Annotated in this window: 12 protein-coding genes and 1 pseudogene; 5 read left to right on the forward strand and 8 right to left on the reverse strand. The window is 69.9% G+C overall.

Annotated elements, in window-relative coordinates:
- Positions 1 to 221 precede the first annotated feature (221 nt).
- The gene (locus B2515_RS03395; RefSeq protein WP_293873708.1) at positions 222 to 584 is read right to left on the reverse strand and encodes a response regulator; all 363 of its coding nucleotides are present in this window, start codon (positions 582 to 584) and stop codon (positions 222 to 224) included.
- Between the two features lie 36 nt (positions 585 to 620).
- On the opposite strand from B2515_RS03395, the gene B2515_RS03400 reads away from it, so the two are divergent.
- The 4 genes from B2515_RS03400 (at position 621) to B2515_RS03415 (ending at position 3257) form a co-directional block, all read left to right on the forward strand.
- Entirely contained in the window at positions 621 to 896 is a 276-nt protein-coding gene (locus tag B2515_RS03400; RefSeq protein WP_293873710.1) for a DUF3572 domain-containing protein, read from the forward strand.
- Positions 893 to 1516 (forward strand): HAD family hydrolase, encoded by a 624-nt coding sequence (locus B2515_RS03405; RefSeq protein WP_293873712.1) that lies wholly within the window; start codon positions 893 to 895, stop codon positions 1514 to 1516. Before B2515_RS03400 ends, B2515_RS03405 begins: the two co-directional genes overlap by 4 nt.
- Before the next feature lie 67 nt (positions 1517 to 1583).
- Positions 1584 to 2048, forward strand: coding sequence for a RidA family protein (locus tag B2515_RS03410; RefSeq protein WP_293873713.1), 465 nt, complete (start codon positions 1584 to 1586; stop codon positions 2046 to 2048).
- 66 nt (positions 2049 to 2114) lie between these two features.
- A complete protein-coding gene (locus B2515_RS03415) occupies positions 2115 to 3257 on the forward strand; it encodes a GNAT family N-acetyltransferase (protein WP_293873714.1) in 1143 nt (380 codons plus the stop codon).
- On the opposite strand, the gene B2515_RS03420 is transcribed toward B2515_RS03415, so the two are convergent.
- The 4 genes and pseudogenes from B2515_RS03420 to B2515_RS03440 all read right to left on the reverse strand — a co-directional run bounded on the left by B2515_RS03420 (position 3238) and on the right by B2515_RS03440 (position 8434).
- Positions 3238 to 4869: a hypothetical protein gene (locus B2515_RS03420; protein ID WP_293873715.1), complete on the reverse strand. Its 1632-nt coding sequence runs from the start codon at positions 4867 to 4869 to the stop codon at positions 3238 to 3240. The genes B2515_RS03415 and B2515_RS03420 overlap by 20 nt on opposite strands.
- Before the next feature lie 9 nt (positions 4870 to 4878).
- Positions 4879 to 6597, reverse strand: coding sequence for a hypothetical protein (locus B2515_RS03425; RefSeq protein WP_293873716.1), 1719 nt, complete (start codon positions 6595 to 6597; stop codon positions 4879 to 4881).
- A 176-nt stretch (positions 6598 to 6773) separates the two neighbouring features.
- Positions 6774 to 6923: pseudogene (locus B2515_RS03430) on the reverse strand (argininosuccinate synthase); the annotation flags it as partial.
- A 293-nt stretch (positions 6924 to 7216) separates the two neighbouring features.
- The gene (locus B2515_RS03440) at positions 7217 to 8434 is read right to left on the reverse strand and encodes an argininosuccinate synthase (protein ID WP_293873717.1); all 1218 of its coding nucleotides are present in this window, start codon (positions 8432 to 8434) and stop codon (positions 7217 to 7219) included.
- Positions 8435 to 8568: 134 nt separating this feature from the next.
- Between B2515_RS03440 and B2515_RS03445 the strand changes: the two genes are divergently transcribed.
- The gene (locus B2515_RS03445; RefSeq protein ID WP_293873719.1) at positions 8569 to 8979 is read left to right on the forward strand and encodes an EF-hand domain-containing protein; all 411 of its coding nucleotides are present in this window, start codon (positions 8569 to 8571) and stop codon (positions 8977 to 8979) included.
- A 331-nt stretch (positions 8980 to 9310) separates the two neighbouring features.
- On the opposite strand, the gene B2515_RS03450 is transcribed toward B2515_RS03445, so the two are convergent.
- The 3 genes from B2515_RS03450 to tgt form a co-directional block, all read right to left on the reverse strand.
- Positions 9311 to 12148 (reverse strand): M16 family metallopeptidase, encoded by a 2838-nt coding sequence (locus B2515_RS03450; protein WP_293873720.1) that lies wholly within the window; start codon positions 12146 to 12148, stop codon positions 9311 to 9313.
- Between the two features lie 637 nt (positions 12149 to 12785).
- Entirely contained in the window at positions 12786 to 12974 is a 189-nt protein-coding gene (locus B2515_RS03455) for a hypothetical protein (protein ID WP_293873721.1), read from the reverse strand.
- Between the two features lie 2 nt (positions 12975 to 12976).
- Positions 12977 to 14113, reverse strand: coding sequence for a tRNA guanosine(34) transglycosylase Tgt (gene tgt, locus B2515_RS03460; RefSeq protein ID WP_293873722.1), 1137 nt, complete (start codon positions 14111 to 14113; stop codon positions 12977 to 12979).
- Between the last annotated feature and the right edge of the window lie 6 nt (positions 14114 to 14119).

The following is a 14119-nucleotide window of genomic DNA, read 5'->3' on the forward strand; positions in this document are numbered from 1 at the left end:
GGCGGCTTTCGGCACGTGGTATCATGGTCATTCCCGTTGCCGTGTTCGGGCCCGGCTTCGGACACATTGCGTTCATCTTCGGACGTCATAGCGGCGGCTGGCGACCGGACATTCCGGCCGCCCTGTATCGCGTCACTACGGGCCAAGGGCGGTATTCTCGTTCGGAGGATGCCGCCCTTGGTTTGTCCGGCCCGCACGGCCGGAATCGCGCCTGCCGCGAATCACAGCAGTGCGTTTACCGCATCCATGAACCGGGCGAGGCTGATCGGCTTCGACACATAGGATCGCGCGCCCGCCGCGCGGATCCGCTCCTCGTCGTCGCGCCCGGCGTAGGCGGTGACCGCCATCACCGGGATGGTGCGCAGCTGTTCGTCCGCCATCAGCTCCAGGATCAGCTCGTAGCCGGTGACGTGCGGCATCTGGATATCCATGATGATGAGGTCGGGCGCGAATTCGCGCGCGAGCGCAACCGCCTCGCGCCCGTCGCGCACCGGCTCGGCAACGAAGCCGTGCGCGCGCAGCAGATCGCAGAACAGCTTCAGATTGAGTTCGTTGTCCTCGACAACGAGCACCCGTTTCGCCACGTGCGTCACCAACCTTTCCAAACCGGAACGATAGCAATGCGCACGCGCGATACAAACCTTCCCGATGCGGACGTGCTCGGATTGCAGGCGCTGGTCTGGACGATCGGCGAACCCGACCGCGCCAGCCGGCTGATCGCGGTCACCGGGCTCGACCCCGACGACCTGCGCGCCCGCGCCGCCGAACCGGCGGTGCTCGCCGCGGTCATCGGCTATCTCGAATCGTACGAGCCCGATCTCGTCGCCTGCGCGTCTGCGCTGAACGTTTCCCCGGAGGCGCTGGTCGCCGCCCATGCTGCCCTGGAGGCCCGATGAAGCCGCTGCTGATTTCCGATTGCGATGAAGTGCTGGTCCATATGGTCCGGCATTTCGGTGTCTGGCTGGGCGAGGCGCACGATATCGACTTCACCCCCGATGGCGCCGATTTCGCCAATAGCATGCGCCACCGGACGACCGGGGCGGTGCCGAGCCGCGAGGAGATGTGGGCGATGCTGGGCGGGTTCTTCCCCGCGCAGATGCACCGGCAGACGCTGGTGCCGCACGCTGCCGAGGCGCTGGCGCGGCTCGCCGAGCGGGCGGACATCGTCATCCTCACCAACATCACCGACGCTTGCAAGACGGCGCGGATCGAGCAGCTGGCGGCGTTCGGCATCGAACACCGCGTCGAATGCAACCAGGGCGGCAAGGGCGATCCGGTTGCGCGGCTGGTCGCGGAGCACGGCGATCCGGTGACCGTGTTCGTCGACGATCTGGCGGTCCATCACGAATCGGTGTCGCGCCACGCCCCCGGGGTCCACCGGCTGCACATGGTGTCCGAGCCGACGCTGGCACCCAATGTCGCGCCGGCGGCGCATGCGCATGCGCGGATCGACGACTGGCGCGAGGCGGCGGACTGGATCGCGGCGCGCTTCGACGCGGGCCGGCCGGCGGACTGAGCGGCGGCTTTGCGTGCCCGCGCCGATCCGGTAGAGCGCCGGGCATCTCCATAGCCAAGGACAGGCCATGACCACGCATCTCGATCGCCGCCTCGAAGAGCTCGGCCTCACGCTTCCCGAAGCCGCCGCGCCCGTCGCCGCCTATGTGCCGGTGGTCGAGGCCGGGGGCATGCTGCACCTGTCGGGGCAGCTGCCGTTCCGCGACGGCCAGCTCGTCACCGGCCGGCTGGGCGACGGCGTGTCCTTGGAGGACGGGCAGGAGGCCGCCAAATTGTGCGGGCTGATGATCGTCGCACAGGTGAAGAAGCACCTCGGCGGCGACCTGTCGCGGGTGAAGCGGATCGTCAAGCTGGGCGTGTTCGTCAATTCGCACGGCAACTTTACCGACCAGCCCAAGGTCGCCAACGGCGCGTCGGAGCTGATGGTCGCGCTGTTCGGCGATGCCGGCAAGCATGCACGCAGCGCGGTCGGGGTGCCGGTGCTGCCGCTCGGTGCGGCGGTCGAGGTCGACGCGATCATCGAACTGGCGTGACCGATCGGCGGAGGGGGCGCATCCGCCCCCTCCGCAAGCGGCATCGTAGCGCCTATATCGGCGGTGATGACCTCTCCGACCGTTGCCGCCCGCCTCGTCGATGGCGTCCGCGCCGTGCCCGCCGACCAGTGGGACGCCTGCGCGGGCACCGCCAATCCGTTCGTCAGCCATGCCTTCCTCTCCGCGCTCGAGGAGTCGGGCAGCACCGGCGGGCGCTCGGGGTGGCAGCCGATCCCGATCGTCGTCGACGATGCGGACGGCGTGCCGATCGGCATCGCCCCGGCCTATGCCAAGAGCCACAGCCAGGGCGAATATGTCTTCGACCATGCCTGGGCGGATGCCTGGGAGCGGGCGGGCGGCGCCTATTATCCCAAGCTGCAGATCGCCGCGCCGTTCAGCCCGGTGCCCGGCCCGCGATTGCTGTTGCGCGCTGCCGACGCCGCGCCGGCGCTGATCGCGGCGCTGGAGGCGGTGACCGACCGCCACGGCCTGTCGTCCGCACATGCGACCTTCGTCGCGCCCGATCAGGTCGCGCTGTTCGAACAGGCTGGCTGGCTGGTGCGCGAGGGGACGCAATTCCACTGGGCGAACGAGGGCTATGCCGGCTTCGACGATTTCCTGGGGGCGCTCGCCAGCCGCAAGCGCAAGGCGATCCGCAAGGAGCGCGAGGCGGCGGTCGCGGGGTTGACGATCCGCCACCTGACCGGGGCGGAGATCCGGCCCGAACATTGGGACGCGTTCTGGACCTTCTATCAGGACACCGGCAGCCGCAAATGGGGCCAGCCCTATCTCACGCGCGCCTTCTTCCCGCTGCTGGGCGAGCGGATGGGGGATCGCGTGCTGCTGATCCTGGCCGAGCGCGACGGCCATCCGATCGCCGGCGCGCTCAACCTGATCGGCGCGGAGACGCTGTACGGTCGCTATTGGGGCTGCACCGAGGAGGTGCCGTTCCTCCATTTCGAACTCTGTTATTATCAGGCGATCGACGCCGCGATCGCGCGCGGGCTGAAGACGGTGGAGGCCGGCGCGCAGGGTGAGCACAAGCTGGCGCGCGGTTATGTGCCGGTGCCGACCTGGTCGGCGCATTACATCCCCGATGCGGGCTTCCGGCGTGCGGTCGGCGATTTCCTCGTCCGCGAACGTGCCGCGGTCGAGCACGAGCACGCCTGCCTCAGCGAACTCGCGCCGTTCAGGAAGGGGGGGGCATGACCGGCCGCCGGCGCGGCGGCAGCAGATCGGGATCGAGCACCACCGCGGCGGGCGTGCGGTCGTCGATCCGGTAGAGGACATCGCGGCCGCTGCGCCAGATCGGCGTCAGGCCGGTGAGGAACTCCGGGCCGACCGGTGCGGGATTGATGAGCCAGACATAGTCGAACGCCTGCCGCGGCAGGAAGGCGAGCGACACCTTGAGCGGTCGCCACCATTCGCCGCGGCAGCGCCGGTCGGTGACCAGTTGCGACGGATCGTGCGCGAAGCGGCCGGCGGGCACGTAGCGCACCGTCAGCAGCTGCCCGCCCGCCATCGACCATTGGTCGTTGGCATAGGCAAGGCGGCGATCGAGCGCGATGCCCGCGGCATGCTCCAGCCGGGTCGAGGCCCAGTCGTCGCGGCACGACCGGCCGACCATCGTCAGCAACCGCGCGCCCTGTGGCACATGGTCGAGCGCCGCGAGCGTCCGGTCGTAATTCTTCGCGTAGAGCCAGTAGCTCACCGTCGTGCCCGCCAGCCGCACCCCGAAGAAGGCGAGGCCGAGCGCCGCCAGCGTCGCCGCGCCGCGGAACGATAGGCCGCGCCGCGGCCGCAGCGCGATCAGCGCGATGGCGAGCGCGAACGGCGCCAGCCGCATGTCGGCATAGGCCGATCCGAAGACGATGCGCGGCAACAGCACGAAGATCGCGCTGAGGAACAGCGCCGACAGCAGCAGGTTGCGCGAATATTCGATCCGCTCGTCGCGCACGCCCTTCAGCAGGATGACGAACAACACCGTCACCGAGGCGAGGTCGAACGCCATCCAGCGATCGCGCAGGACCATGATGACCCAGCCGACCTTGGCGCGCCAGTTGAACCAGTCCATCGTCTTGCCGGTGACATGGTCGCCCGAGCGCCACAGCACCATCATCGCGAACGGCAACGCCAGCGGCAGGCAGCCGATCCCGGCCCGCACCCAGCTCTCCAGCCAGTGGCCGCCCCATCCCGTCTTGTCCGGCTGGTCCTTGCGCAGGTCGTGCTGGCGGATCATCTCGGCCGAGAAGGCGAGGATGCCGAGCACGCCCCAGCCGAAGGTGTGGCAGACCCACAAGGCGCAGGACAGCGGCACGAACAGGATCGCACGCAGCCGCACCGCGCCGAGGCGGCCCATGCGCAGCCAGAGGGCGAACAAGTTTAGCGCGAGCGCCATCGACAGGGCGAAATTGACGAAGCCGAACTGGAAAGGATAGCCATAGGCGAGCGGCAGCGCGAACAGGGCGGTCGCGGGGATGCGGCCGTGCACCTCGCGCGCGATCCACAGCAGCCCCGACACGGTCAGCGCGGGGATCGCCATGACGATCAGCTTTACCGCCAGTTCCAGCCCGAAGACCGGCGCGAGCGGTTCGATCAACAGGTCGATGCCGAGGTTGCCGATCATCGACCAGCGGAAATCATACCATTCCGCCAGCCACGGATAGGCCGGGCCGTCGATCTGGACGCGGTAGCGCCCGATATGGCCGGGCAGGTCGACCAGCGGCGGGATCGCCGGATACAGCAACGGGATCACCGTGGCGATCACCACCGCCACGACGAACCACCGCGTTTGCCACCAGTGCAGCTTATGCCCCTGCATCCGACCGCCTTACGGGGTGGGGACCGCCCCCGACAAGCGTTGTCGCGCAAAGATCGTCGTTCCGTCCGTCGCAACGCTCCGCCGCGCGAAGCCGGGCAAGCCGCGACCGCGGGCCAGCGTTGCCGCGGCGCTCCGCGGATCGGCGGCTCCGGGCAGGCCGGCGCAGGCCATGACATAGTCGACGTCGACCGCCGCGGCGATCCGCGCTGCCTGCGCCGGCGGGGCGGCGTAGAAGCGATAGGCGGCGAGATTGCCGGCGGCGTTGCGGTGATAGGGCGCGGCGAGCACGCGGTGGCGGGTCGCGGCAAGCGCCCAGGCACCGGCGTCGACCGGCGCCATCACCGTGCCGGGCGGCAGCGCCGCGAGCGCCGTCATCGCCGCGGGCGAGCCGCAGTCGCCGCGTGCTCCACCGACGGGGGCGACCGGCGTGCCGGGGCCGGTGAGTGCCCGTGCCGCCAGCGGATAGGCCATGCCCGCCGAACCGATCCAGGCGAGTGCGAGCCAGCCGCCGCCCCGCCTGCGCGCCGCAGCAATGAGCGCCGCCAGCCCCGGCACGGCGAGGATCGCCGCGGCGCCGGCGCCGCGCAATTGCCATGCGGCGATCGCCAGCGCGACCGCGAGCAGCAGCGCGAGCATGGTCCAGTCCGCGGACCGCCGCCGGTACGCCTGCCACAATGTCGCGGCCAGTCCGACGGCGGCGAGGCCGAGATAGCCGAGGCTCGTCGCCGGCGGTGCGGCGAGGACCGATTGCGCCTCCTCGACCTGCGACAGCCAGAGCGCGACGAGGCGCGGATCGACCGCGCCATAAGGCGACAGGCATTGCGGCGACCGCAGCAGCACCAGTCCCGTGGCCGGCACGACGACCGCCGCCATCGCGACGAGGCGACCGCGCCGGTCGCCTGCCCGCCGGCCGGCGAGCGCGACGACGGGCAGCGCCAAGGCCAGTACCAGCGCCGCGGCGAACGCCGCTGCGGTAAAGCCGTCGCAGGCCGGAAAGGCAAAGCCGTCGCCCGCGAACAGCAGGCGCCCCGCCGCCAGCGTCGCTGCGATGCCGAGGCCGAAGGCGGCGAGCGGACGGCCCGTGCCGGTGCAGGCCCAGCGCCACAGCACGACCGCGCCGAGCGTGGCGAGGATCGGCAGCGTCTCGAGCCCGACGATCAGGCTGGCGCCGATGCAGGCGCCCGCGATCGCGGCGGTGCGCCCGCGGCCATCCAGCATCGCGAGGATCGCGGCGAGCAACAGCACGATCTGCATATTGTGATGATCGATCCGGCCGGGCAGGAACAGGCTGGTCGCCGGATAGGCGAGCGCGGCGACGACGATCGCCGTCATCGCCGTGCCGGCACCGCCGACCCGTCGCGCGATCCGCGCGACCAGCCACAGCGCGACGGCGAACAGCAGCCCCGGCCAGACGATCACCGCGGCCAGCTCGGCGTGCGGCGCGCCGGTCCATGGCGTCAGCGCGGCGACGATCGCGGCGGGACCGAGGTCGGCCAGCCGGCTCCAGTGCATCGGCAGGCCGGGCGCGGGCCCCAGGCGATGCTGGGCGAGGTCGCTCCAGCGCTGCCCGCCGACCCAGTCGCGGATCTGCTGGAGGCGGACGACGTCGTCGGTGTCGGGTAGCCGCAGCATCGCCAGATGCGCCCGGTCGGCCCAGCTCCACGCCAGCGTCATCAGCACGGCGAGCGCGCAGGCGAGAAGCGCATCGTGACGAAGGCGGACGGGCATCCGCCATGGTCTAGACGGGGGTGCTTAATGCCGCGTTAGGTGGGGTCGGAAGGCCGTCGCTGGTCATCCCGGCCGACGCCGCGACCCATGGTGTCGCCGCATGTCGGAATATCCGGCGGCGTCAGCGGGTCGATGGGTCCCGACGTTCGTCGGGATGACAAACGCGGGGACGGGCGCAGGCGCAGGCGCAGCGCGTCGAGCGTGATGACGCCGGCGGCGTTGCGCCGGTCGCAGGCGCCCTGATCGGCCGCGAACGGCACGACCTGTTCGGGATGGAGCGAGCCGGGCGACTTGCGGCCGACGATAGAGATGCCGCCCTTGCCGAGCGTCGGCGGGTCCATGGGTCCCGACGTTCGTCGGGATGACGAACGCGGGGACGGGCGCAGGCGCAGGCGCAGCGCGTCCAGCGTGATGACGCCGGCGGCGTTGCGCCGGTCGCAGGCGCCCTGATCGTCCGCGAACGGCACGACCTGTTCGGGATAGAGCGAGTCTGGCGACTTGCGGCCGACGACAGGGATGCTGCCCTTGCCGAGCGTCGGCGGGCCCATGGGTCCCGAATTCGTCGGGATGACGAACGCGGGGACGGGCGTGGGCGCCCGTCCCCTTCGGGATCAGAACATCAGGTGTCGCGGCGGCCGAGCAGGCGCAGGCGCAGCGCGTTGAGCTTGATGAAGCCGGCGGCGTCGCGCTGGTCGTAGGCGCCCTGATCGTCCTCGAACGTCACCACTTTTTCCGAATAGAGCGAATTGGGCGACTTGCGGCCGACGATATAGACGCCACCCTTGTACAGCTTGAGCCGGACGGTGCCGCTGACCTTCGCCTGGCTGTGGTCGATCGCGGCCTGCAGCATCTCGCGCTCGGGCGAGAACCAGAAGCCGTTGTAGATCAGCTCGGCATAGCGCGGCGCGAGTTCGTCCTTGAGGTGCGCGGCGCCGCGGTCGAGCGTGATCTGTTCGATGCCGCGGTGCGCGAGATGATAGATGGTGCCGCCCGGCGTTTCGTACATGCCGCGGCTCTTCATGCCGACGAAGCGATTCTCGACGAGGTCGAGGCGGCCGATGCCGTGGCGGCGCCCCAGTTCGTTGAGTTTGGTCAGCAGCGTCGCCGGGCTGGTCGCCTCGCCGTTCAGCGCGACGCCGTCGCCACGCTCGAAATCGATGGTGATATATTCGGGCGTGTCCGGCGCGTCCTCCGGATTGACGGTGCGCGAATAGACATAGTCCGGCACCTCGTCCCACGGGTTTTCGAGCACCTTGCCCTCGGACGAGGTGTGCAGCAGGTTCGCGTCGGTCGAGAAGGGCGATTCGCCGCGCTTGTCCTTGGCGACCGGGATCTGATGCTGTTCGGCGAATTCGATCAGCCGGGTGCGGCTGGTCAGGTCCCATTCGCGCCACGGCGCGATCACCTTGATGTCGGGCGCGAGCGCGTAATAGCCGAGTTCGAAGCGGACCTGATCGTTGCCCTTGCCGGTCGCGCCGTGGCTGACCGCGTCGGCATTGACTTGCCTCGCGATCTCGATCTGGCGCTTGGCGATCAGCGGGCGCGCGATCGAGGTGCCGAGCAGGTACAGCCCCTCGTACAGCGCGTTCGAGCGCATCATCGGGAAGACGTAATCGCGCACGAATTCCTCGCGCAGGTCGTCGATGAAGATATGCTCGGGTTTGACGCCGGCCATCTGCGCCTTGTGGCGGGCGGGCTCCAGCTCTTCGCCCTGGCCGAGATCGGCGGTGAAGGTGACGACCTCGCACTGGTAGGTCTGCTGCAGCCATTTCAGGATCACGCTCGTATCCAGCCCACCCGAATAGGCGAGAACGACACGGTTGATCTGATCGGTCACGGCAGCATCCTTGGATCGTGAGGAGATGGCCGCGCCCCTAGGCGCCTGCGTGCCCCGGCGCAACGTCTGCGTTCACCGGGGGTTTAGCGCCGGCCGGCTAGACCGGTCCGAAATCCCTTGTTCCCGGAGACGTCATGTTCCGTCCGCTGTTTGCCGCTTTGCCCCTGCTGCCCGTCCTGATGCTCACTGCCACGCCATCGCTGGCCGCCGAGAAGATCGATCCCAAGATCCGGGCGGAGTTCGACAAGACCGATGCCAACAAGGACGGCGTGCTGACCCGTGCCGAGATCGACGCGCGCGTCGCGCGGATGGACGTCGGCAAGGCCAAGATGCCGCCGGGCAAGGCCAAGGCGATCAGCGGCGCCTGGTTCAACACCGCCGACGCCAACCACGACGGCAAGGTGACGCCGGTCGAGATGCAGGGCCTCTTCCGCGCGCTCGCCTCGCGCTACGACACCAACCATGACGGCGTCGTCAGCCTCGACGAACGCGCCGCCGCACGCGCCGCGGTCGTCGGCCCGGCGGCGGGACCGACGGGGCGCTGACGCGCCCGCATTCCGGGAGAACATCGGGGCGCAGTTGCGGGGGGATCGTGACGGCGGGCATCGTTCCGTTGCCGTCCGTTCCGTAACTGGGCCCCGGCCTTCGCCGGGGAACGGGCTTGCTTGGTTGTTTCAGCGTCGCGCTGTCGGGGTCGAGCTGACCCTCGGTCAGCGTTTCCGTCCCCGGGAGCGCGGCCTTTAACAGCACGAACCATTCCGTTCCCCGGCGAAGGCCGGGGCCCAGTTGCGGAACAGGGATGACGGCGGGCATCGCTCCGTTACCAAGCCTTTCCTAACTGGGCCCCGGCCTTCGCCGGGGAACAGGTTTGCCCGGTTATTTCAACGTCGCGCTGTCGAGATCGAGCTGGGCTTCGGTCAGCGTTTCCGTGCCCGGGCGGGCGGCTTTCAGCGGGGCGATGAACTGCTTTGCGTCGCCGACCACCGCGACGCTCGCCGCCTGCGGATCGAGCAATGCCGCCGCCGCCGATTGCACCGACGCCGGGGTGACGGCCTCGACCTTCGCGGTGTAGCGCTGCAGTTCGTCGAGCGGCACGCCGTCGAGGACATATTCGCCGAGGATGCCGGCGACGCCGCCGGTCGTTTCCACCGTCCGCCCGAAATTGCCGACCAGCACCGCCTTGCGCGTGGCGAGTTCCGCCTCCGGCACCGGCGCGGTGCCGAGCCGCGCCATCTCGGCGGTCATCAGCGTCACCACTTCCGCCGCGGTCTGGTTCTTGGTCTGCGTCCGCGCGGCGATGCTGCCGGTCTCGCGCGCCGCATCGACGCCGCTCGACGCGCCATAGGCGAGGCCGCGCTTGATGCGGATCTCCTGGTTGAGCCGTGACGAAAAGCCGCCGCCGAGCACGGTGTTGGCGACCGAGAACGGATAGTAACGCGCATCCGACCGCGCGATCGCCGGCCGTTCGACGACCACGCCCGCCTGACCTGCGCCGGGCATGTCGACGACGATCGTGCGCGGGGCGGGCAGGGCGGTGGCGGTCGTGGCCGGCGCGGGCGCGGCGCCGGCGGCGCGCCAGCCGCCAAGCTGCGCCTCGGCGAGCGTCTTCGCCCGCGCCGGCGTGACGTCGCCGACGAGGATCAGCGCAGCCCGGTCGGGGCGCCACGTGCGGGCATAGGCGGCGGTGACGTCGGCGCGGGTGATCGCCTTGAGCGAGGCGGGCGTGCCGCTGCCCGGCGCGCCGAACGCGGCGCCGCCGAACGCTGCGCGATCGGCGACCATCGCGGCGAGCTGCGCCGGATTCTTCAGCGCGACGGTAACCGAATCGACCTGTTGCGCGCGGGCGCGGTCCAGCTCGTCCGCGGCGAAGGCGGGGTGCGTCGCGACGTCGGCGAGGATCGTCATCGCCGGCGCGAGCTGGTCCGACTTCACCGTCACCTCGACCGAGCCGCCGCCATAGGCCGCGCCGCTGCCGATCGATCCGCCGAGGCTTTCGATCGCGCGCGCGATCTGCGTGGCGGTGCGCGTGGCGGTCCCCTTGGTCATCAGCGTCGCGGCGAGGCTGCTGACGCCCGAGCGGTTCGCGGGGTCGAGCGCCTGCCCGCCGGTCGACACCAGATAGGCGGTGGCGATCGGCAGGTCGTGGCGCTCGACGGTGATGACGCGCAGGCCGTTGGCGAGGCGCGTCTCCACCGGCTGCGGCAGGTTCGTCTTGATCGGTGCGGCCGGCGCGGGGGGCTGGATGCGCTGACCCTCGGGCGCGGGCGTGACGATCGCGATGGTCGCGGGCGCGCGCAGCGGCGCGGTCTGCACGGAGGGCGCGACCGCGATCGTGTCGCCGGTCTTGCCGGCCGGTCTGGCGGTGTCGGGCAGATAGCGGATCGTCGCCGACTGGTTCTCGCCCAGATACCGGCGGGCGACGCGCTGCACGTCGGCGGCGGTGACCTGAGCGATCGCCGCCAGCTGGCGGTCGGCGGCGCGGGGATCGCCGTCGATGATGACCGAGCTGGCGAGGATGCGCGCCTTGCCCTCGGCCGTCTCGCGGCTCTTGATCGCGGCGGTGAGGATCTCGTTCTTCGCCTCCGCCAGCTCGGCGGCGGTCACCAGCGTGTCGCGGAAACGGGCGATCTCGCGCTTCAGCGCCGCCTCGCCCTGGTCGACGGTCTTGCCGCCGGCGAGGATCGCATAGGCGATCAGGTTGCCCGTCCCCTGCTTGCTGTCGAGGAACGACGAGGCATCCTGCGCGAGCTGGTCGCGATAGACGAGGCTCTCGTACAGCCGGCTGCTCTCGCCGGTCGACAGGATCGTCTGCAGCACGTTGAGCGCGGGAATGTCCGCCGCGCGGTCGGCGGGGACGTGCCAGCTCATCAGCACCGCGGGCAGCGGCGTGTTGGGTTCGTAGACGGTGTAGCCGACCGCTTTGGTGCGCGGCGGCTCCTGGACGGTGACGCGCGGAATCGCGGTGGCGGGGCGGGCGATGCTGGCAAAATAGCGGTCGATCCAGGCATCGAGCTGTCCGGCGTCGAAATTGCCCGACACGACGAGGATCGCATTGTCCGGCCGGTAATAGGTCGCGTGGAAGCCGCGGACGTCGTCGATCGAGGCCGCCTCGAGATTCTCGATGCTGCCGATCGTCGAGCGCGCATAGGGGTGCGTGGTATAGGCGGCGGCGGACAGATAGGTGGAGAACAGCTTGCCATAGGGCTGGGCGAGCGTGCTCTGGCGCAATTCCTCCTTCACCACGTCGCGCTCGGAGGCGAAGCTCTTGGGCTCGACGACGAGGCTCGCCATCCGGTCCGCCTCGGCGAACAGCAGCCGTTGCAGGTGGTTGGCGGGGACGACCTCGAAATAATTGGTGTAATCATCGTTGGTCGAGGCGTTGTTATAGCCGCCGACGTCCTCGGTCAGGCGATCCATCTGTTCGCTGACGAGGTTTCGCGTCGCCTTGAACATGAGATGTTCGAACATGTGCGCGAAGCCCGAGCGGCCCTGCGGATCGTCCTTCGACCCGACGTCGTACCAGACCTGCACCGCGACGTTCGGCGTCGTCGTGTCGCGCAGCGCATAGACGCGCAGGCCGTTCGCCAGCGTGCGTTCGGTATAGGCGATCGGCCTGACCGCGGCGGCGCTGGGGGCGGGCGCGGTGGTCTGCGCGACGGCGGACAGGGGCAGCAGCGCGGCCCCGAGCAACAGGGCGGCACGAACGAGGCGCATGGATCGAAGGCTCCGGCTCAGCGGTGAGGATGCCCGCGGTTGAACCGGAGTGGCGCGGTGGTGTCAATGCGGGGACGTGGGGGGCTGGGTTCGGAAGGGTAGAGCGGGGTTCACGCGAAGGCGCGACGCCGCGAAGAGAAGGGGCGCGCGCGCGGAGACGCGGAGGTGTGGCGTTCGCCGCCGCAGGCTCGATCCATTCTCGGACCCTGCGCGGGGACCACGGTAGCGGCGAGATGGCGGCTGCGCCGCACGCTTGACCTTTTCCGCGTCTCCGCGTGAACCCTATCGTCTTTTCGCGGCCTCGCGCCTCGCAGCAGCGCAGCCCCGGGCAATAGGGCGGCAGGAACGAGGTGCATGGATCGAAGGTGCTGGCCCGGCGATGAGGATGCCCGCGGTTGAACCGGAGTGGCGCGGTGGTGTGGCAGCGGGGGCTGCGTCCGGAAGAGAAGAAGGGGGGTCGCGCGGAGGCGCGGAGACGCGGAGGTGTTGCGTCCGGCGCGGCAGGTGCGATCCCTGTCCGGGCCTTTCGCGGGGACCACGGTAGCGACGAGATGGTGGCTGCGCCGCACGCCTGACCTCCTCCGCGTCTCCGCGTGAACCGGCCTTCTTCGCGCCTTCGCGCCGAACCCCGCGTCCGTCAGTCCTTCTTCTTGCCCGAATTGGCGAACAGCACCGCCGCCGCCACCGCGGCCGATCCGATGCCGACGCCGATGATGCGCATCGGCCAGTGGTTCCGGTTCACCTTGTTGCGCGATCTCGCGGCGGCGTCCTGCTGCGCCTTGGCGGCGGCGGCGGCTTCGAGGATTTCGTTGGGCTGGTCTGACATGCTTACTCTCCCTTGCCCCGATGATAGCGTGCGCGGAACGCATCGGCGAACGGGGTCAATTCTCCCGCTGCAATGGCCCCGCGCAGGTCCGCCATCAAGGCTTCGTAGAACCGGATATTGTGTTCGGTCATCAGCATCGCGCCGAGGATCTCGCCGGCGCGGACGAGGTGGTGGATATAGGCGCGGCTCCACGTCGCGCACACCGGACAGTCGCAGGCGGGGTCGAGCGGCCCCTGATCTTCGCCGAATTTCGCGTTGCGCAGGTTGATCGGGCCGGTTCGCGTGAACGCCTGTCCGGTCCGCCCCGACCGCGTCGGCATGACGCAGTCGAACATGTCGATGCCGCGCTCGACCGCGCCGACGATGTCGTCGGGCTTGCCGACGCCCATCAGATAGCGCGGCTTGTCCGCGGGCAGCTGCGCGGGCGCAAAGTCGAGGCAGCCGAACATCGCCGCCTGCCCCTCGCCGACCGCGAGGCCGCCGACCGCATAGCCGTCGAAGCCGATGTCGATCAGCGCATCCGCCGACGCCTTGCGGAACCCTTCGTCGAGCGCACCCTGCTGAATCCCGAAGATCGCATTGTTGGCGCCATGTTCGCCGCCGGCGTCGAAGGCGTCGCGGCTGCGCTTCGCCCAGCGCATCGACCGCTCCATCGCCGCCGCCTGCACCTCGCGGGTCGAGGTGGTCGGCACCAGCTCGTCGAACGCCATCACGATGTTGGAGCCGAGCAGCCGCTGGATCTCGATCGAGCGTTCCGGGCTGAGCAGGTGGCGGGTGCCGTCGAGGTGCGACTTGAACGACACGCCCTCTTCCGAGCGCTTGGTGAGGTCGGCGAGGCTCATCACCTGATAGCCGCCCGAATCGGTCAGGATCGGCCGGTCCCAGCCCATGAAGGCGTGCAGCCCGCCCAGCCGCGCGACGCGCTCCGCACCGGGGCGCAGCATGAGGTGATAGGTGTTGCCGAGGATGATGTCCGCGCCGCTCGCCGCGACGTCGGCGGGCTTCATCGCCTTGACCGTGGCGGCGGTGCCGACCGGCATGAAGGCGGGGGTGCGAATGAGCCCACGCTGCATCTGGATGGTGCCGGTGCGGGCGCGGCCGTCGGTGGCGGCGATGGTGAAGGCGAAACGGGGGGGCATGATTCC

Source organism: Sphingomonas sp. UBA978 (assembly GCF_002292295.1).
Taxonomy (GTDB): Bacteria; Pseudomonadota; Alphaproteobacteria; order Sphingomonadales; family Sphingomonadaceae; genus Sphingomonas.

Bases quoted from the DNA above. Each gene is read 5' to 3' on its own strand.
- B2515_RS03400 (WP_293873710.1), top strand. From the start codon at position 621: ATGCGCACGCGCGATACAAACCTTCCCGATGCGGACGTGCTCGGATTG.
- B2515_RS03405 (WP_293873712.1), top strand. From the start codon at position 893: ATGAAGCCGCTGCTGATTTCCGATTGCGATGAAGTGCTGGTCCATATG.
- B2515_RS03410 (WP_293873713.1), top strand. From the start codon at position 1,584: ATGACCACGCATCTCGATCGCCGCCTCGAAGAGCTCGGCCTCACGCTT.
- B2515_RS03415 (WP_293873714.1), top strand. From the start codon at position 2,115: ATGACCTCTCCGACCGTTGCCGCCCGCCTCGTCGATGGCGTCCGCGCC.
- B2515_RS03420 (WP_293873715.1), bottom strand. From the start codon at position 4,869: ATGCAGGGGCATAAGCTGCACTGGTGGCAAACGCGGTGGTTCGTCGTG.
- B2515_RS03425 (WP_293873716.1), bottom strand. From the start codon at position 6,597: ATGCCCGTCCGCCTTCGTCACGATGCGCTTCTCGCCTGCGCGCTCGCC.
- B2515_RS03445 (WP_293873719.1), top strand. From the start codon at position 8,569: ATGTTCCGTCCGCTGTTTGCCGCTTTGCCCCTGCTGCCCGTCCTGATG.
- B2515_RS03450 (WP_293873720.1), bottom strand. From the start codon at position 12,148: ATGCGCCTCGTTCGTGCCGCCCTGTTGCTCGGGGCCGCGCTGCTGCCC.
- B2515_RS03455 (WP_293873721.1), bottom strand. From the start codon at position 12,974: ATGTCAGACCAGCCCAACGAAATCCTCGAAGCCGCCGCCGCCGCCAAG.
- tgt (WP_293873722.1), bottom strand. From the start codon at position 14,113: ATGCCCCCCCGTTTCGCCTTCACCATCGCCGCCACCGACGGCCGCGCC.